Below are 19,303 nucleotides of genomic sequence, written 5' to 3'. Positions count from 1 at the left end.
GTAACTGACCAATTATGTATTTCTTAGCAAAATCAGAATCCTTCTCTTGAAAACTATAAAGAGTTACTGAAGTTGAGGAAGCTAATTGAGATTTTATCAACTCTATCCGAGGTAAATATGTTTTGGTAGCTGTTATACCAGAATCTAAAAATTCTATTCTTGAGATTGTTGTGCTTTTACCTAAGTGTATATAAGAGATGAAATTAATAATTTAAAGACGCTATTGATTGACCACAAATAATTCCTGATTATCAAGAAGTGAGCCAACAGCTAGTGACGAAGTTATTTTTACTGGGGCTATTTATAACTATGAAATATTTGATATTCTCAGATTTTAAGTTCGTCCTTAACTAAACGTGACCATATGATTAATCTTCTTATAGTCGAAGACCAACAGACAATTCTACAACTTTTAAAAAATTATTTAGAGCAAGAATCAGATTTAAGAATTGTGGCGATCGCAGCTGATGGTCAAGTAGCGATCGACAAAGTAGATAAGTTTAGACCTGATGTGGTCTTGATGGATGTGGAAATGCCAGGAGTAGATGGGATTTCCGCTACCAAAATTATTTCTGAACGTTATCCTGAAGTAAAGGTTTTAATCTTAAGTACTCATGATGACGATCAAATCTTTAACCTAGCTCTGCAAGCGGGTGCGAAAGGATATATCCTCAAAACTACTCCTGCTCCAGAACTAATTAAATTTATCCGCTCTGTTCATAGGGGGCGTTTACAGGTAGGCTCAGGGATGGTGCAGAAGTTACCAACAGAGTATAACCCGGTAATTAGTAGAGACAATTTTAATGGGCAGCAACGTCCTGATTTATTTTCTACTCAAAAACCTGCTTCTAGAACACCCTATTATCTACTGGGAGTTTTACTAAACTTTTTAGTTTGGTTGGTAGTAGTGGTTTATTGGAAAATTGCTCCACCTCAATACACAAGCGAATGGGGACTCAAAGTACTGGGTAGAGGAACAGGAGTGGAACTGAGCTTACCTAGCATTGGAAGGGCATCATCTAATTCTAAATCTGAACAGAGTGGTGAAGACATTAGGGTAGATTATGCTTATATTGCTGCTGATTCATCTATCTTAGAGCGAGCCGCCATAGAAGCGGGTCTGTCTGCAAAAGACTTTGGCAAACCAGAAATTATTACTGACGAGGAAGGTAGCATCATTACCTTGATGATTGAAGGGGATACTCCTATAAAAGCGCAACAAAAAGCCTATGCTTTTAATCATGTTCTGACTGAAAAAATTGATAAGTTGAGGCAAGCTGAAGTAGAACGCCAAGAACAGCATACTCAAAAAACCCTAGAAAAAGCACGTCAGAGACTGGATTCAGCTCAGGAAAAACTTTCGTCATACCAAGTTTCCTCTTCCTTGAGTTCGGAGGAACAGATTAAACAGATAACCAACAATTTGGAAGATTTATATCGTCAAAGAGCAGAGTTAACAGCTCAAGAAAAGGGATTAAATAATCTCTCTCAACAATTGGGAGAAGAGTTGAATTTGTCTTCGACAGAAGCGACGGCTGCTTATAAATTGCTGGATGATGATGTTTTCCAACAACAGTTAGAGCTTTATGCTCAAGGGAGAGGAGAATTAAATAATTTATTGTCTCGGTTTACGGCAGTAAATCCAGCAGTCATCGAAAAACAATCAGAGTTAGAAGAGACAACTACATCTTTACAGGAACGAGCAGCTTTTTTATTGAATCGATCGGTAAGTAAACAAGAACTAGAAAGAATTATTTACCTTACTCTCGATCCGAAAGTTAAAACAGTTAGGCAAGAAGTATTCAAAGATTTAATTTCCAATGCGGCCGAAGAGCAAAAATTAGAAGCTCAAATCCAAGAGTTAGAAAATCAGATGGGACGACTAGAAAGCCGTCAACGAAATATAGCTCAAAACAAGCTAAAAATGGATCGCTTTCAGCGAGATCTACAAGTAGCAGAGGCAGTATTTGCCACGACTTTAGCAGAATTAGATTTGGGTAAAGAACATGTCTATTCCCTTTATCCCCCTCTTCAGTTGATTAAAGAACCAAGCCTGCCCAAAGAAAATCAACCAACGAGTCCCAATCTTCGTTTGCTGTTGTTGGGTGGTATGGCAGGTTCTTTTCTGGTTACTACTGGCTTGATTTTACTTTGGTTTGAGCGACAACCTGCTTCGTTGTCAACTCCAAATTTAAGTAAAAACCCTCCTGTTCATAGGATTGATCGAGCTCAAGTCAACTCATCTTCAAGAAAGCATCGTTCTCTGAACTCTAAGACAGATAAATATTAAATAGAGCCATCATGGATCAATTTGTTTCGGTAATTATTCCCGTGTTTAACGATGCAGAGCGTCTAAAAATATGTTTGGCAGCTTTAGAAGCGCAAACTTATACTCAAGATTATTATGAAGTGATTGTTGTCGATAATGGGAGTGATGAAAGTCTCGAAGGTTTAATCCAAAATTTCTCTCAAGCTAAATTTGCTTACTGCAACAACCTTAGTTCTTATGCTGCTCGCAACCACGGTATTACTCTGGCTAAAGGGGAAATACTCGCTTTTACTGATGCTGATTGTATCCCCAAAGAAGACTGGCTCGAAACAGGGGTCAAAAAGCTTTTGAGTACTGCTAATTGCGGGCTAGTGGCGGGGAAAATTGAGATTTTTTTTAAAAATCGCGATCGCCCTACAGCAGTTGAACTTTACGATAGCGTTACTTTTTTCAATCAACCACAATATATCAAAGAGCATAAATATGGCGCGACCGCGAATATATTTACCTATAAATCCGTGTTCGAACGAGTAGGTTTATTTAATTCCCAACTCAAATCTGGAGGAGATAAAGAATGGGGTCAAAGAGTTTTTGCTCAAGGATATGATTCAGTTTATGCAGATGAAGCTTGTGTCGCTCATCCTGCCAGATATACACTGGGACAAATGTATCGCAAAATCTCTCGTGTTAGGGGAGTAGGCTACGAACAAGCTAGAGCAACTCAACCACTACTAGTCTATTTACTCACAACTCTATCCCACTTAAAACCGCCATTTCGTACTACCAGACGCAAACTAAATCAATTATCTCAAGAAGGTAGGCTTAAAAATACCTTGCAGACAACCCAAGTTATCTTCGTCAGTTTAGCCATGCATTACCTAGGGTTTTTCGCCCAAACCTATCGCGATCAGTAGTTAACGTCAGTTTTGTTTAAGGCGGTTTAAGGGTGAGGTTAGCTCTAAGCTTTTAGGTAATCAGTAATTAGTAATCAGTAATCAGTAATCAGTAATCAATAATGACGGCAAATTTCTGCTGCATACTCTTTAGCTGTAGTTTGCCATTGTTGACCTCTTGCTTCATCGGGAGGAGATGGGCTATTTTGAAGTTGTTTTAAGAGTTTTGTTGCTCCCTCGTGAGGATTAAAAGCATCTACAGGAATAATTGCACTCCCTCCAGCTTTTCCGCTTGCTTGATTAGTTTGACTTACGACAACCCAACGACCAAAAGCAGCAGCTTCGGCGACAGGTAAACCAAAGCCCTCATTTTCTGAAAGAAAAACTACGGCAGTTGCTTGACGATACCATTGAGCTAAAGCTCGATCATCTACATAACCCAGATAATGAACCCAATGCTTATTTTCAATCGATTTCAAAAAAGCTTCTCCGCTTGCTTGAGTACTGGTGTTCATTCCTCCTATCAAATGCAATTCCCAGGGTTGATTAGTCATTTCTCTCAAAGCTGAGACTAAAGCTACTGCTTCTGGTAAACGTTTGGCAGTTGGATCGATTCTGCCGACGGATAAGAGGAACGGCCTAGTAGGGGCAGGTATTGCAACAGGAGCTAGATCGATTAGTTGGGAGTCATTACCATTGGCGATCGCTTTTAGCTTGAACTTTAATTGAGGAGTGGGACGAAAATGACATAAATCTTTTTTAGCCACCTCACTGCTGAGAATTATTTTTCGTGCGTAGTGCAGTGAAGCATCAAGATAAATTTTTGAGCGCAGCCAAGTTTTGAGGCGACTGCCATACTTATTGGCTACTTTCCATTCATTGACATCGTGAATTACGGCGATAGTAGATGGATGCCAAGGCAATACAATCGGATTGGAAAGCCAAACTACCGTCTGTATCTTTTCACGACGACAATAGTTAGCCAGATTAGTAGCTACCCAAGCATACCTTCTGACTGGAGAGTAATCTAAGGGAGGAAGAATTCTAGCTAGAGATTTTAATTTCTGTAGAGCAGGTGTCTGTTCTACAGCGTTAGGAGAGGCGAAGATTATTACCTTAGCCCCCAGGTCAGTTAGTTCATCAACTAAGGGCGGTAACAATCGCTCTAGATACTGTCCAATTCCCAAACGAGGACCGAGATAATGAGCGATGAGAGCAATGTACATGAGTAATATACGTTTTTATATACGTTTTAAGTGAATTAAAAAATTAAGTAATGAGTAATGAGTAATGAGTAATGAGTAATGGGTAATGGGTAATGGGTATTAATTAATAAAACTTTTTAGAGAAACTTAAAATCTGCAAACTAAATTTGCCAAGGGGACTTAGTATAAAAATCGTTTAATCTTAAACAAGCTAATTCATCTCAAGACTAATCAAGAAAATCATACTTAAATCATGCTTCTAAAACAGTAACCATTGAGGAAGGTTAGTAATATTTCTGGCTGCTAGCTGTGTTGCCAATTTTTGATTATAAGGTTGATAAAGAGATTGCAAATAGTTTAGAGTTTGTTCGCTAATTTCTTCTTGATACGGCATATTATTCAAGTTATAGTAAATATTTCTCAAACCCTTTTTGATTCCTGGATTAGCTCGCCAGAATTTTTCCGCTTTATGGTTAATCAATAGAGCCAGCTCTTGTAAATATTTGTTTTTGTAATTTAAGCTTTTATTTTCTACTGTTAATTGTTGTGATTTAAACACAATATCATCTATTTCTAACCAATTACAAATATTAGTCAGCAATAGCTTAGGATTATATTGCAGTTCGTCAAAAAAAGTAATATAAATAGATTTGCCAAAAATATTCAACCAATCTTCTAAGTAATTAGTATAAAATCCACCTTCAATACCCCAATAAGTATCATTTTCTTTTTTTATTCTTTCTTCAGGTGATAAAGCAATACATTGTTCTAAATATTTAGTTAAACTTAGTTTTTTATCTAGTTCTAATCTACTCTTTTTATACTTAAAAAAAGAAATTAGTCGTGAAACTGGTTCTCTCAGAATAATAATAATTTTTACCTGGTCTCCTAGAGTATTTTTGATGGTTTGAGCAACTGTTTTTTTACCCTCAAAATAACCAGGACTAGCTTCCATTACATACTTTTGATTCTCACAGTGAACAAAGTAATTCTGATACTGCTTAAATGGATCGTCGTTGTCACTATACCAAGGATCCCACTGACCGTATCGATAGTAAGAGAAATAGCAAGTTTCTTTGACAGTGGAACAACAAATTTCGGGATGAAGGGATAAGTAACTATATAACGAAGTCGTTCCTGCTTTTACAACTCCAGCGATTACTAAATTAGGTAATTTCATTCAATCAAAACTAAATACTAAAAACTTCTTAAATCGGGTTATCGGGTTAAATTACTTATCTGCTGTGCAAATTACGCACATATGCTGCCAAAGCTCTGCTATATTTACCCCTCATGCGTTGTCTAAGCTCTGAAGTAGTAAAATATTCAGGCCAATGACTCTCACTTAAATCGGGAGATACATTTTGCAGCTCATTTAGCCAAGAGTCGTCTGATTCGTATCCATATTCGATCAGATCTTGAGCGATCGCTTTTTCTCCATGGAGCTGAAGTTGTCCTGCTACTCGTGGAAGATGGTTGCGCCATTTACCAACGCTATTAGAAGCGACAGGACGTATACCACGTAGCGCATCTAGGGAACGTTTTGAGGGTTGAGCAAACTCATGATAACGACTAAAGGAAGCTCGTTTTTGTAAAAAAGGCATTTGCTGCATCAAATATGCTTGAACATTATCGGGTTTTTGGACTAAATCTTCATAGCGAACTGTCATAAATCGCGGATGATGTTGCAATTTGCACCCATAAGGAGTGTATGCCTTCCAATAGCGCAGACTTGCCCAATATCGCTTAGGATCTTTGCGATGTTTACTGGTGATTGTATCCCGAGGATCGCGCAGCATATAGATTACATAAAGGTTGGGTAGCATACGCAGTATAGGATCTACAACCAGAATATCGCGAGGACGTTTAGTTAAAAAGATTTCCCCTGGGCGAGAGGGACGAGTATAAATACTATCTTCATGTTCTGTATAGAGATCGATTTTCCAGCAGGCGATCGCCATTTCCGCCATCAGGGTTGTGCCCGTGCGCGGCCCGCAGCCTACAATGTGTATTCTGATTCTCGAACTATTGTTATTAGACAAAATCATCCTTATCTGGAGACTGAGATTTTGTTCGTCTCTACTTTGTAACCTGGTTGATTATAAAATTTAAAGGTCAAAGAAAAGATAGCTAAACCGCATCTAGTTTGAGCGTGGGGGATGCTGAATTTAGTTCAGCATATCCAACCACGCTGTTGAAAGCTGTAGTTTTTAATGTAACTGTTCGAGAAAGTAACAAGTAACAAGTAGCAAGTAAAAAGTTGTTCTTGATTCTTCTAACTCAAACTTTATTTAACCAGTGAATAATAACCATAACCCCTTAGTCAGTATTGTCATCAATAACTATAATTACGGTTCTTTTATTGCTAAAGCAATCGATAGTGCCATAAACCAATCATATTCACCCATAGAAATTATTGTGGTTGATGACGGTTCTACCGATAATTCGCGAGAAATCATAGCTAGTTATGGAGATAAGATTATTTCCTTACTTAAGGAAAATGGCGGACAAGCCTCAGCCTATAATGCTGGGATTGCCAAAACTACCGGAGAAATTATCTGTTTTCTCGACTCTGACGATTTTTTTCATCCGGAAAAAGTCGCTCTTGTAGTCCAAGAGTTTCAAGCAGACCCAGAGATTGGCTGGTGTTTTAATACCGTAAAATTAGTTGACGACCAAACCAATAATCAAATTGGGTTAACTCGCCAAAGCGGTGTTGGCAAATGTGACTTTCGCGACGTAGTTAAACAAGGAACTTCCCTTTATATTCCTCCTTCTTCAGGTTTATGCTTTCGACGCAGTCTTCTAAACCAAATTCTGCCCATACCGGAAGTATTTGTTAATGGTGCAGATGGCTACCCGATGATAGCTGCTCCCGTTCTCAGTCCTGGTTTTATGCTAGAACCAGCATTAACTACTATGCGAGTGCATAGAGACAATAATTCTACTGGTCGCAATGATAGACCACAATTAGAAACTAAAAATCTCGTAACTGCTTATTTTTTAAGAACTAAATTTCCCCAATTAGCGAAAATATGCAATCGAATGTTCGCTAGAGGTTTGAGTGCTTACTGGAAATATAAAGTGGTTTATATTCGCTTCGGTGTTCCGTATCAGGGATATCGAGAAGCAATCAAAAATTATTTTTCTAATCTATCTGTACTAGAAAAAATTGAGATTATTCTGAGAACTATCTACTATAGTCTTTCAACAAAAGCTAATAATTCAATTAATCTTGTTCTCAAATAGATAATAATAATTGTTATTTTCAACTAGCATTTGTTCTACTGAATAAGTAGATTTATTTACTTAATTGTTGCTAAAAATTTTACTAAATAAGTAAATAATTTATCGAGTTATTAACAACTAAAGTTTTAAGATCGAGCTTAGAGGATATCTGAAAAGTTACTTTATACAGGCTTTGATTTGATTTGTGTCCCCCAGCTCACCAAATTCGGGGGAAGAAGAATTAAAAGTTCCCTAATTTGGGGAGACACAGAAGGCGACGTAAAATCGCCTAATTGAATGCTGTGAATTTAGCAGGAAGTTTGAATGTATAAAATTAGACTCTTCAGAAGACCTCATAAAGTGTTCAGAAGTAAAGTTCATCATGACTACATTTACCGTATCTAACATCGAAGACTCGGGTGCAGGTTCATTTCGCGATGCCATCATTGGAGCCAATCAATCTTCAGGTCTGGATGAAATTATTTTCGATATTCCTGGATCGGAACCTCATACAATTCAAGCTCTTTCACCGCTGCCCGATATTACTGATTCAGTCATCATCGATGGAACCACTCAATCGGGCTATGCTGGTACGCTAATCATTAAGCTGAATGGAGAAAATACTGGAGATAATGTTGATGGCTTAACCATTACAGCAGATGGCAGTGGAAGTATAATTCAAGGACTAGCAATTCATAGCTTCAGTGGCGATGGAATTATCCTGGATGGTTCAGATTCTAATCAAATTAGTGGTAACTATATTGGCACAGATTCAACTGGGATTATCGATCTTGGTAATCAGGGAAATGGTATCAGCCTCATAAACGGAGCCGACAATAATCTAATTGGTGGGACAAGTGGTGCCAACCTTTCGAGTAATGCTTCTGATGCTCTCAGTCTTGGTAGTGAGGGAAATCTCATCCTTGGTAATGATGGTGATGGAATAGAACTTAGTGGTTCGGGTACGAACCTCAATCAAATTACCAACAATTATATCGGTACAGATGTGACTGGTACTCAAGTGATCGCCAATGAGGATGGTGTTTCAGTTAACGACGGTAGTTCGGAAAATATTATCAATCACAACCTCATTTCCGGCAACTTGGATGATGGTGTGCCTATAGCCGATCCAGAGACAATCGATAGTATTTGTCTATAGAATTGCACCTTAATCCTTTCTTTTTCATCTTGGAAGATGATGTAATACTGAATAGATCGAGTGGCTTAGAAAAATTTTTAGCTATCTATCATTTACCTCCTGCCTCCGAAGCTCATACTTCGGTCAACTGTTTAGTAGCGTCCCACTAAATTAAAAACTGTAGAAAATTTGTTGTGAAGTTGATGGTAAAGCAACCACTAGTTAGTATCCTGATCAATAACTACAATTACGATCGCTTTCTACCTAAAGCAATTGAAAGTGCCTTAAATCAAACTTACTCCCCTCTGGAAGTTATTGTCGTCGATGATGGTTCCACCGATAATTCTCAAGAAATTATCCATAACTATGGCGACAAAATAGTTCCCATATTAAAGCAAAATGGAGATCATGCTTCTACCTTTAATGCCGGTTTTTCAGCTTCTCAAGGAGAAATTATTTGTTGTTTAGATGCTGACGATCGCTTTCTCCCAGAAAAAGTAGCTCAAGTTATTAAAATTTTTAATTCTTATTCAGAAATTGGGTGGTGTTTTCATCCTCTCAAATTAGTTAATACTAAGACAGAAGAATTTCTCGGTATCACCCGTGCCTTTCCCGAATTAGAAGAAGATTTCTCAACTCTCTGCGATTATCGGACACAACTTCAAAAAGGTGGACTGTCATTTTATCCACCGTCAACATCTGCTCTGTGTTTTCGACGCAGTCTCTTACAACAAATCTTACCCATGCCAGAGATTCTCAAACAAGCTGCAGATCGATACTTAACTTATAGTTCTCTCTATCTAAGTCCAGGTTTTTTTCTTAATCGAGAATTAACTATTCAGGGAATACACAGTACTAATGATGGTACTCTCAAACAAGGACAAAAATTTAGACGGCGAAAAGCTCGCAATCAAATAGTCGCAGCATATCTGCTACGGTCCAAATTCCCAAAGTTAGTTAAATTCACTAATCGCTTATTTGCCAGGGGTTCTAGCTATTATTTGTTTAATGAAGTTGAAAAACCAGAAGCTAAGAAATTTATTGATGATTATCATCAATCCGTCACTTTATTGTCCAGATTAGCTATCTTTTTAATGACAATTTATCATAGTCGTCCTTGGAAAAAAGCTAAATTGTATAAAAAAAAGAAGTCTTAAACCGCTTCGCGGTAAGCTATAAGCCATCGGCTATCAGCTAATTAATTAGTAGATTTAACTACTAATTACTCTAATCTCTTCACCTCTTCAAGGTAGAAGAGGGGACTTAAATCCTCTAGCTTAGAGCTTAGAGCTTAAAGCTTTTGTTAAAAAGAAATAATCACCCAGAAATTGACTAGTATATTCGTGTTTTTCAGCTAGTGAACTTTCAGAATAAATAAATTCTACTTACATAAAAAAATACTTTAGACCATATTATTTATTGTTAGATGAGTACCAAACCAAGTGAAATATTTTGGAGAATAATTGACTGGTATCAAATAGCTAAACTTAGAGGAGAAAGAACTTTTTGGATTGTTTGGGCGATCGCTATTTATCTTCCTTTTGAAGAGGTTATCCTGAGATGGACACCTGGTCCATCAATTTTTATTCTATTTATACGATTTTTACATGAGTTTATACTTTATTTCTTGTGGATTAGAGTTTTCTATAAGCGATTAGTTTCAGGCGATCGCTTGATAAAATCTTCAATTGAATTGGCTTTTATTTGCTTTGTACTATGGGCATTAGCTTTACTGGTTGTTAATCAAACATCAATTTTTGCAGGACTTGATAATTTAAGAACTTTGATTCGGTATTTTGCTGTCTATTATATTGTTGTAGACCTCAAAATATCTAGAAAAAAAATAAATCTGCTATTAAAAACAATTTTAATTTTGGGATTAATCCAAGGTTATTTAGTTACAATTCAATACTTTGCTCCAGCAGGTTTTAATAATTTATTTGTTCCTCAAACTATTAATTTGGAAGCAGGAGGAGTCGCAATTAAAAAAGGTTCTGAAGTTGGTGCTGGAATTTTAAAAAGTGGTGCCGTCAATGGTACTTTTGCTAATACTGCTAATACTTCGGCATTTTTACTCGTTTGTTTTATTGTGTTGGTAGTTTTAGCTCTAAAAAATACTACTAATTCATTTTTATCAATCAGTCTATTGAACTTTTTGATCATGTATTTTGCGTTTTTTGCTACCTATAAGCGAATTGCACTTTTGTTTGGTTTGATGATTCCCGTAATCATCTTATTTTTGTTTCGTAAAAAACTCTTGGTAAGCAAAATCATCTGGTTTTATTCATTTGGTTTTTTTATTCTACTATTTTGCTCTTTATTCTTCCTCAATGTGGATAGCTCAATAGATAGTTGGTCAATTAGAAAGGGAGCAGATTTGAATCCCATAGCTTACTTTGAACAACTTTTTTCAGCTGAATACTGGGAACGGGGAACAAGACAATGGATTATCAAAACCGCCTTCAAAGGAATTATTGGTACGGGAAATTGGTTTGGTTTAAGTCCCGCACCCCATGAAGCAATTCAAAATTTAGCAGAGTTAGTTCCTAGACAGAAAAGTTTAATTTTAGAAAGAGAATTTTGGTTTGAAGATGTTTATTGGAGCTCCATGTTAATTTATTACGGAATTCCGGGAATTGCTCTCTTGGGATATATACTGCAACGTCTATATAAAACTTCTCGATGGTTAATTGATTATTGTTTAGAAAGTCAGAGTCGAAACCTGGGAATAGCATTTTGCACTTTAACTATTATTGCTATTTTCTATGGTTTTGTCGAACGCATCTTTGAGATTAAATGCTTTTCTTTTTATTTATGGCTTTTAGCTGGCACCGTGGTGAATATTTATACTGATTATTACCAGGAATCCTCAAGAGTCGTGAATAAATTTAATAACTTTTCTGAAAATTAAAGTTGGTTTCGATTGTGCATGACTACTGCTGAGAACGTATATCTTATTTCAGATGTTGAAAACCTTTTCTAGCTCTATTTATTGGTTAAATTGCTTTGCCTTAACTAGTTTATTATTAACTAGTGGTTGTAATAGACTAAAAAATCCTGGAAAACAATCGGTGTCCGCACAGCCATCAAGTGTAAATGCTTCTCTTTCATCATTTTCTCGTCCTCTATCAGAAAACTATGCTTGTTTTAATGTCAACTCCTTACTTGTAAAATCCTGGGAAAACCCAGATTTTCAACAAGCAACTAAGCAAGTATATCCAAAATTATTAAGAATTCCAGGAGGAACAGAATCCAATTATTGGGATTGGCAAAAAGGCGGATTAATTCCCAACGTTTGGGAAGCAATGGCTGGTTATCCGATTAATTTTAGAAGTAAAGATCTTAAGTACGATGCTAGTAAATTAGAAAATATCCAAGTGGGAATAAAAGCAACTAATACTACTCCCATTTTTGTTTTAAATTTAGCTACTTCTACTTTGGATTCGCAATTAGATATGTTGCGAACAGCCAGAGATTTGGGAATGTCAGTCAAATACATAGAGCTAGGTAACGAATTTTATTTTGATGTACCTAACTACAAGCAAGTTTTTCCGACTGCGGCAGATTATGCGGAAACTGCTAGTCAATGGACAACTGCTATTAAAAAAGAGTTTCCAGCAGCAGAAATTTCCCTGGTGGGAGTAATACCTAAACCAAAAGATTCACTCCGCGAACAAAATTGGCAAAAAAGTCTTTTCAACTCAGCTATCTATGAGGCAGATGCAGTTACACTTCATATCTATAACGGACATGGTTTAAAATCTCCAATAGACTCTAATTCCACTTATCCCTTTTTTACTGCCGAAGAAGTACCGCTAATTTTGGGGCAACCTTTCAGAAGCTGGCGAAAACTGCAAAATAATGACCAGTTAAAGTTAATTCCCGACAATAAGCAAATATGGATTACAGAATACAATTTATTTGAAAATATATTTGGCAACAAAAATCAGGAAAAACAACAAAGAGTTATGGGGAGTTGGACTCATGGACTTTATGCTCTGACACAGAGTTTATTATTTCTTGAAGATTCCCGCGTGGCGATCGCTTGCAACCATGTCTTAATTGGTAACTCTCGATTTGCGGCGATCTTTGCCAATAAAAAAAGCTTTCTCAATCCTAGTGATGAAGATTTTAGAGTTGAACCAATGAGTCTTTCTGCTACTGGCTCAACTCTAAGTTTACTGGGAGAAGCAACTTCAGGCATGACAGAAGCGCAGAAAATTGATTTTTCTCCTGTCCCTACTCTAGTTGGCAAGAAAAACTTTAAATATCCTGCTTTGTATGGCTGGGTGTTTCGCGATCGCCTCTGGCGGTGGGCGGAGCCCAATCGCTATAGCGGTGGCGGAGCCAATCGCGAAGCCTGGACGAAGTCCAATCGCCTCTGGCGGTGGGCGGAGCCCAATCACGAAGCCTGGACGAAGTCCAATCGCCTCCGGCGGTGGGCGGAGCCCAATCGCTATAGCGGTGGCGGAGCCAATCGCGGAGCGTACACCCATTCGAGTGCAAGCCCGGCGGGTAATCGCACAAACTCACAAGGAATAATCGTTAATTTATCTAATCAAAATATCAATATCAATTTAGAGCAACTGTTTTCAGCTTCAGTAAGCTATCAACAATTTTCGTCAAATCCACAAACTTTAATCACAGGCAGTGAAGTTGTAAAACGCGAGAGTGGTAATGCATTTTCAGAAATTGTATTACCAGCATATTCAGTGACAAGATTAAAATAGGTCAAAGAAAATTTTTATAGAAGGTGAAAACCCACGTCATTTGGTTTTTATTTGGAATGACTATATAGTTCAAGAAATTTTGAAAAATTCCTGTAAATATATTTATACCAATTCACTAAATGAGCGCTATACATCAGACAAGTACGGCTTTTGATTTAGCTGAATTCATTTCTAGCAAAGTTAAAGTGAATTGGTATTAATATCTGACGTTAAGCAAAGGCTCTCATATTGAGATTAATAAAAAGTTTTTGAAACCAGACAGCAACTGTTTGATCCGCTGATAAATTCCTAAGAGAAGTAAACCGAAGAATTGGATGAAAGATATCTTGAAAATTTATATTTTGTTGATGCCAATGATTTTATTGGCTTTAAATGGATGCACGCTATCAAAATCATTGTCAGAACGAACCTCTGAAATTCACGATCAAATTTTAACAGTCGATACTCATATTGATTGGCCAATGAGACAGTTTTTAAACCCAGATTTCAATCCGGGCGTTAGGCATGCTCCTGGTCAACGTGAAAGTGGGCAATGGGATTTGATTCGCATGAAAGAAGGTGGATTGGATGCTGTATTTATGTCGATATTTACACCACAAAAAAAACGGACAGACGAAGGACATGCCACAGCCAAAGAAGTTGCGCTAAAGCAGATTGAATTAACTAAAAAGATGGTCGCCTACAATCCTGATCTGGCAGAGATTGCCTTAACTCCCGAAGATGCATATCGCTTGGAAAAAACTAGGAAACGCGCCATATTTATTGGCATGGAAAACGGCTATCCAATTGCTAAAGACCTTCGCAACTTACAATTATTCTTCAACCTGGGAGTTCGATACATAACCATAACTCACTCAAAAAACAATCAGCTGGGGGATTCTTCTACTGACGAGCAGCCCGAATGGGGTGGTTTGAGTCCATTTGGGGAGAAAGTTGTACAGGAAATGAATCGTTTGGGGATGATGGTTGATATTTCCCACGTACATGATGAGACCTTCTGGGATGTAATCAAGTTGACGAAAGCTCCCGTGATTGCTTCTCATTCTAGTGCACGCATGTTTCACGATGTTCCTCATAATATGAGTGATGAAATGCTCAAGGCGATCGCCAAAAACGGTGGAGTTGTTCAGGTGGCTCTGTTAGATGATTTCATTAAAGAAATGGAACAAACTCAGGAACGAGCGACGGCTTTAGAGGAATTAAAAGAAGAAACCTTTGCCTTGCTTCACGGAGAACTAAGTCAAGCTGAGCACAAGAAAGTCATGGAAAAAATGCACAAAATTGACGAAAAACATCCTAAAAATAGACCAACTCTCGCCGACGCGATCGATCATCTCGATCATATGGTTCAAGTCATGGGAATCGACCATGTGGGCATCGGCTCTGATTTCGATGGTGGTGGAGGACTTGTGGGAATCGATGACGTTTCGGAAATGCCAAACATCACGAGAGAATTGCTAGCTCGCGGTTATACAGCAGATGAAATCCGTAAACTCTGGGGTGGCAACTTGATGCGCGTTTTTAATCAAGTTATTAAGGTGGCAGAGGAACCCCAAAAACAGAACTAGAGTTGAATTTACAGACCTAAAATGAAGATTGAGGAATTTTACCTTTGAACTTATAACTGTAAAGAAGGAACGGGTTTGAAACTTTAATTATCTCCTGGAAAATACTACTTATGGGCAGATACATCGCAACTGAATTAAGTTCATTAGTTTCCCTTAATTCTAATATTCAGGTAATCACGCCAAGTAAACCAATTGCTTCCAGCCTCAAAGTTCCTCACTATAGTTTAGAAAGTCTGGCACAAAATATTGTTCGTCGCCAAGGGTTCGGAATTGCCTCTACCCTATTTAGCCGTCGTTTATTACAGAATGCTGTTCAACAAACTATTGATACTCAAGATGTAGCGGGTACGGCTAAAGCATTTTTAGTAACTATTAAAGACCTGTTTCGTGGCGGAGTAGATCTAAGGGTACTGCAAAAATGTTCTGACCCCAGAATACGACAACTAGGTAATTTAGCGATCGCCTATCGACAGCAGTTAAGAAAAACGAAGCGGATTGATGCAGCCGAAATCTATTGGCAGGGAGCAGTTGATGTCACCTATCAAAAAGCATATCTATTTTACGGTTATTTTGCCCCAGGTAAAGATGAATTAGCTTTGATAGATGCGATCGCCGGAGACAACAGTATTTTAGTCTTACCGCAAGATGAATTATTTCCTCAGAATCAAAAGGCGTTAGGGTGGTTACAATCTCAGGGGTGGAAATTACTAGAGAGTCATTCAAATCAGGTTAAGAGTATCAGCCAACAATTACAAAAGTGTTTTAAGCAGTCAGCAGCTTTACCTACAGGAGCTAAGTTAAACCCTTTTCCTAATTTAGAAGCAGAAGTACGGGGAGTATTAACTCAAGTTAAGGTTTTATTGACTCAGGGAGTTTTGCCACCAGATATTGTCTTAATAACCAGGGAAGAGCAATTGTATGGAGAGACTTTAATTGATATTGCTTGGGAATACAATCTACCCGTGCAAGTATCATACGAAATTCCTCTAGAGCAAACTCGCATCGGTGCCTGGTTAAAATTGCTATTAGAAGTAATTAGGGATCAATGTCCCTTTGAAGCTACAGCGAAATTATTATCTCATCCTCTAGCTAAATGTATGTCTCCCGAAATTTGGTCTGAGGCAAGACAGCAACATCCTCAAGGTATAGTGGCTTGGCAGAAGCTGGGAATCGATTTGAGCTTACTCAATTTGTCACAAAATAGCTATCGCCGAGATATTTGGCTCAAACGTTTACAAGATATTTTAACTAGTTGGGATGTACTGGAAAAAGCTAAATATTGGGCACGAGAAATTGTCGCTTTTTATCGTCTTCAAGAAGCTTTACTGGAATTGTTCAAACCTGGAGAGCAACAGTTAAGCAAGGCGGGTTTTCTGACTGAAATCAATGAAATACTAGCATTATTGACTGTACCTGCCCAACCAGGTAGAGGCGGCATTGAATTACATACTCCCACTTCTTTGTTGGGAACTAAATATCCTTATGTATTTGTTTTAGGCAGTGCTGAGGGAATTTTACCAGCGGCGATCGCTGACGACTCGATTTTAGATTTTCATAGTCGTAAGCAGTTAACTAATCAAGGCTTAGACATTGAAACCGCTATTGATATTGCCCAAAGAGAAACTTTTAATTTTTATAGTCTTTTAGACATCCCAACTCAAAATATCACTTTTTCTTATCCAGAATTAATTGATCGCCAGCCTACCTTCCCCAGTCCCTATCTAACTCGTCTCGGATTACAACCCACAACCGTAAATACCTTACCTCTAGCCAGTATTGAATTGACTCGTCAAGCATATCTGCGTCAGCCTAATTTATTAGATCGACAAATAAGTTCTACTTTGTTGATACCTAGTATTACTACAGCTTGGCAGGTGGAAGCTCGTCGAGGAAGTGCGATCGCGCCTGATGAATATGATGGAGTAATCGGAATTAAGATAGATCCCCTGCGTAAGATTTTTAGTGCTTCTCAGCTAACTCAGTTAGGTCAATGTCCCTTTAAATGGTATAGTGCGCGGTTGCTGAAACTCAAAGAATTAACTGAAGCTGAATCCGATCTCAGTGCTGCTTTTCGAGGCAATCTTTATCATCGCACTCTGGAATTATCTTTAGAACAGATTAAAACTGCTAGTGACTTAGCCAAATTTAACCAAGAACAGTTAGCCCAGGCCTTTAAAACTGCTGAACAAGAATTAAACTTAACCCAATTACCAGGGTGGGAGGCTCAACGCCAAGAACATTTAGATTTACTTGCCCTCAATTTAGCCAGTACAGAATTTTTACCTCCAGAAAGACAAGTTCTTGCCAGAGAAACCAAGTTTGATACTCAATGGTATGGCTTGAAAGTTCAGGGACAAGTAGACAGAATCGATCGCACTGAGACGGGATTAACCGTAATCGATTACAAAACTAGTGGTGTCACTCCCGCAGGAGTAAAAGATGCCACAGGCAAAGCAAATATCGATATTCAACTGGCAGTATACCAAGATGCGATCGCTGAACAATATCCAGATAAATCTATAGAAGCAGCAGCCTACTATTCTGTAACCAAACAAAAAACTATTAGTCGTCCGCAAAAAGATCCCCAAAAATTAGCTGCATTCGCTGAAAAAGTTAAATCTTACCTCGAACAAGGACACTATCCCGTTGCTCCCGATATAGATCGTAAAGCCTGTCGCTATTGTGACTATGATTTAGTTTGTCGCCAGGGCGATCGCCTAAGTCGCCAATCACATTAGGGAAATATAGTTAAATTTATTAAATCCCAAGTACTTATCAAGTTTTTTCTGCCACAATATCTTTTGTGACTGTATTAATCTTGATTTAATGTGGTTTTTTGAGGTTTAGAGATGTTTAAGACAATTTTATTTCCCATTGAATTAACTAGAGAAGCCCGTAAAGCGATCGAAATTACGGCGAATATGGTCAAAATTCACAGTAGCAAACTAGTCATTTTATCTGTAGTTGAAGCCAATGCAGAAGGTGCTATGGGTTCTGAAGAAAAGGTAGCCAAACTATTAGAGGAAGCTAAATCATTTTTTGCCAATCAAGGGATTAATGCCGAAACAATAGAGAAAACTGGTCTTCCTTCCTTTACTATTTGCGATGTTGCCGATGAAATGAATGCCGATCTAATTATTATGGGCTGTCGGGGTTTAGGTTTAATTGACGAAGAAGCTGCTGCCGAAAGTGTCACCAACCGCGTTATTAATCTGGCTAATTGTCCTGTGTTAGTAGTTAATTAGTTAAGCATACAGCGGTTCTCATTATGAAGTTAGCTGGAACAATTGAGGGACTGTGGCGTTATCCAGTAAAATCTCTGCTCGGTGAGTCTTGTGAAGTATTACGTATTGATCGGCGTGGTGTAGTCGGCGATCGCTTATTGAATCGAATTTTTCACTGAATCGGACGACGATTAGATTGGTTTGAGTAATGTCACCGAATCTAAAAATTGGGCAACTGTGTTCAATATTACGCACTATTTAATCTAAGTTGAGATAAATTTTCAGCTATTTCTCAAAAACTAATGCCATAACTAAATTAGTTAATCTAGAGAAATAATTTCCTAAACGCTAATGAGCGAGCTTAATCTAATTCTCTCCGCAACTAGCAATATTATTTTAGGATTATCTCATTATAATCTGCAAGCAGCTTTACACCGTATTTTACAAGGAATTCAAGACTTAGGTTGGATCGGAATAATCGCCTTTATTCTGCTCTACATTATTGCTACTGTTGCTCTGATTCCTGGTTCGATTCTGACTTTAGGTGCAGGGGTAGTGTTTGGGGTTGTTTGGGGTTCAATATATGTGTTGGTGGGCGCAATTATTGGCGAGACTTGTGCTTTTTTGCTGGGGCGGTATATCGCAAGAGACTGGATTAGTCGCAAAATTGCAGGAAATAAGGTTTTTGACGCGCTTAATCAGGCTTTAAATCGAGATGGGTTAAAAATTATCCTGTTAACTCGTCTTTCTCCGATATTCCCTTTTAGCCTACTAAATTATGCCTTTGGTGTAACGGGAATATCTTTACGAGATTACTTCTTGGGTTCAATTGGGATGATCCCCATGACCGTTACCTATGTCTATTTTGGTTCTTTAGCGGAAGATTTAGCCAACATTGACAAGGCAACTAATCTAGCTAATCCTGAGCTGCAATGGCTGATAAAAATCGTTAGCTTCTTAGCTACTCTTGCTGCAACAGTTTATATTACTCGTATTTCTCGTAAAGCCTTAGAGGAATCTCTACAGAAGACTGCTACTTAACAAATAG

At 37.9% G+C, this 19,303-nt stretch carries 15 protein-coding genes; 12 read left to right on the top strand and 3 right to left on the bottom strand.

Annotated features, from left to right (window positions below; genetic code table 11):
- The first annotated feature begins 364 nt into the window (after positions 1-364).
- Both PLEUR7319_RS0122260 and PLEUR7319_RS0122255 read left to right on the top strand, forming a co-directional pair.
- Positions 365-2,290, top strand: a complete 1,926-nt coding sequence (locus tag PLEUR7319_RS0122260) for a response regulator (protein ID WP_019507448.1) — start codon at positions 365-367, stop codon at positions 2,288-2,290.
- An 11-nt stretch (positions 2,291-2,301) separates the two neighbouring features.
- Positions 2,302-3,183, top strand: coding sequence for a glycosyltransferase family 2 protein (locus PLEUR7319_RS0122255; protein WP_019507447.1), 882 nt, complete (start codon positions 2,302-2,304; stop codon positions 3,181-3,183).
- Positions 3,184-3,278: 95 nt separating this feature from the next.
- On the opposite strand, the gene PLEUR7319_RS0122250 is transcribed toward PLEUR7319_RS0122255, so the two are convergent.
- From PLEUR7319_RS0122250 to PLEUR7319_RS36405, 3 genes are all read right to left on the bottom strand, one after another.
- Complete coding sequence (locus PLEUR7319_RS0122250) at positions 3,279-4,388, bottom strand: glycosyltransferase (protein ID WP_019507446.1); 1,110 nt, start codon at positions 4,386-4,388, stop codon at positions 3,279-3,281.
- Positions 4,389-4,626: 238 nt separating this feature from the next.
- Complete coding sequence (locus PLEUR7319_RS0122245) at positions 4,627-5,547, bottom strand: sulfotransferase domain-containing protein (protein ID WP_019507445.1); 921 nt, start codon at positions 5,545-5,547, stop codon at positions 4,627-4,629.
- Positions 5,548-5,602: 55 nt separating this feature from the next.
- Positions 5,603-6,415, bottom strand: coding sequence for a sulfotransferase (locus PLEUR7319_RS36405; RefSeq protein WP_083892519.1), 813 nt, complete (start codon positions 6,413-6,415; stop codon positions 5,603-5,605).
- Between the two features lie 250 nt (positions 6,416-6,665).
- Between PLEUR7319_RS36405 and PLEUR7319_RS0122235 the strand changes: the two genes are divergently transcribed.
- The 10 genes from PLEUR7319_RS0122235 to PLEUR7319_RS0122190 all read left to right on the top strand — a co-directional run bounded on the left by PLEUR7319_RS0122235 (position 6,666) and on the right by PLEUR7319_RS0122190 (position 19,296).
- Complete coding sequence (locus tag PLEUR7319_RS0122235) at positions 6,666-7,616, top strand: glycosyltransferase (RefSeq protein ID WP_019507443.1); 951 nt, start codon at positions 6,666-6,668, stop codon at positions 7,614-7,616.
- Between the two features lie 361 nt (positions 7,617-7,977).
- The gene (locus tag PLEUR7319_RS0122230) at positions 7,978-8,754 is read left to right on the top strand and encodes a right-handed parallel beta-helix repeat-containing protein (RefSeq protein WP_019507442.1); all 777 of its coding nucleotides are present in this window, start codon (positions 7,978-7,980) and stop codon (positions 8,752-8,754) included.
- 182 nt (positions 8,755-8,936) lie between these two features.
- The gene (locus PLEUR7319_RS36400) at positions 8,937-9,890 is read left to right on the top strand and encodes a glycosyltransferase family A protein (protein ID WP_019507441.1); all 954 of its coding nucleotides are present in this window, start codon (positions 8,937-8,939) and stop codon (positions 9,888-9,890) included.
- Positions 9,891-10,159: 269 nt separating this feature from the next.
- Complete coding sequence (locus PLEUR7319_RS0122220; protein ID WP_019507440.1) at positions 10,160-11,644, top strand: hypothetical protein; 1,485 nt, start codon at positions 10,160-10,162, stop codon at positions 11,642-11,644.
- Positions 11,645-11,696: 52 nt separating this feature from the next.
- Positions 11,697-13,463: a hypothetical protein gene (locus PLEUR7319_RS0122215; protein ID WP_019507439.1), complete on the top strand. Its 1,767-nt coding sequence runs from the start codon at positions 11,697-11,699 to the stop codon at positions 13,461-13,463.
- A gap of 314 nt (positions 13,464-13,777) precedes the next feature.
- A complete protein-coding gene (locus PLEUR7319_RS0122210; protein ID WP_019507438.1) occupies positions 13,778-15,031 on the top strand; it encodes a dipeptidase in 1,254 nt (417 codons plus the stop codon).
- 110 nt (positions 15,032-15,141) lie between these two features.
- The gene (locus tag PLEUR7319_RS0122205) at positions 15,142-17,769 is read left to right on the top strand and encodes a PD-(D/E)XK nuclease family protein (RefSeq protein WP_019507437.1); all 2,628 of its coding nucleotides are present in this window, start codon (positions 15,142-15,144) and stop codon (positions 17,767-17,769) included.
- Between the two features lie 111 nt (positions 17,770-17,880).
- Complete coding sequence (locus tag PLEUR7319_RS0122200; RefSeq protein WP_019507436.1) at positions 17,881-18,276, top strand: universal stress protein; 396 nt, start codon at positions 17,881-17,883, stop codon at positions 18,274-18,276.
- Between the two features lie 23 nt (positions 18,277-18,299).
- Positions 18,300-18,434 (top strand): MOSC N-terminal beta barrel domain-containing protein, encoded by a 135-nt coding sequence (locus PLEUR7319_RS40855; RefSeq protein ID WP_019507435.1) that lies wholly within the window; start codon positions 18,300-18,302, stop codon positions 18,432-18,434.
- 172 nt (positions 18,435-18,606) lie between these two features.
- Positions 18,607-19,296 carry a TVP38/TMEM64 family protein gene (locus tag PLEUR7319_RS0122190; protein ID WP_019507434.1) on the top strand — a complete coding sequence of 230 codons (690 nt, stop codon included), beginning with the start codon at positions 18,607-18,609 and terminating at the stop codon, positions 19,294-19,296.
- Positions 19,297-19,303 lie beyond the last annotated feature (7 nt).

The organism is Pleurocapsa sp. PCC 7319, assembly GCF_000332195.1.
Lineage (GTDB): Bacteria > Cyanobacteriota > Cyanobacteriia > Cyanobacteriales > Xenococcaceae > Waterburya.
This window is presented reverse-complemented; position numbering and strand designations above follow the sequence as displayed.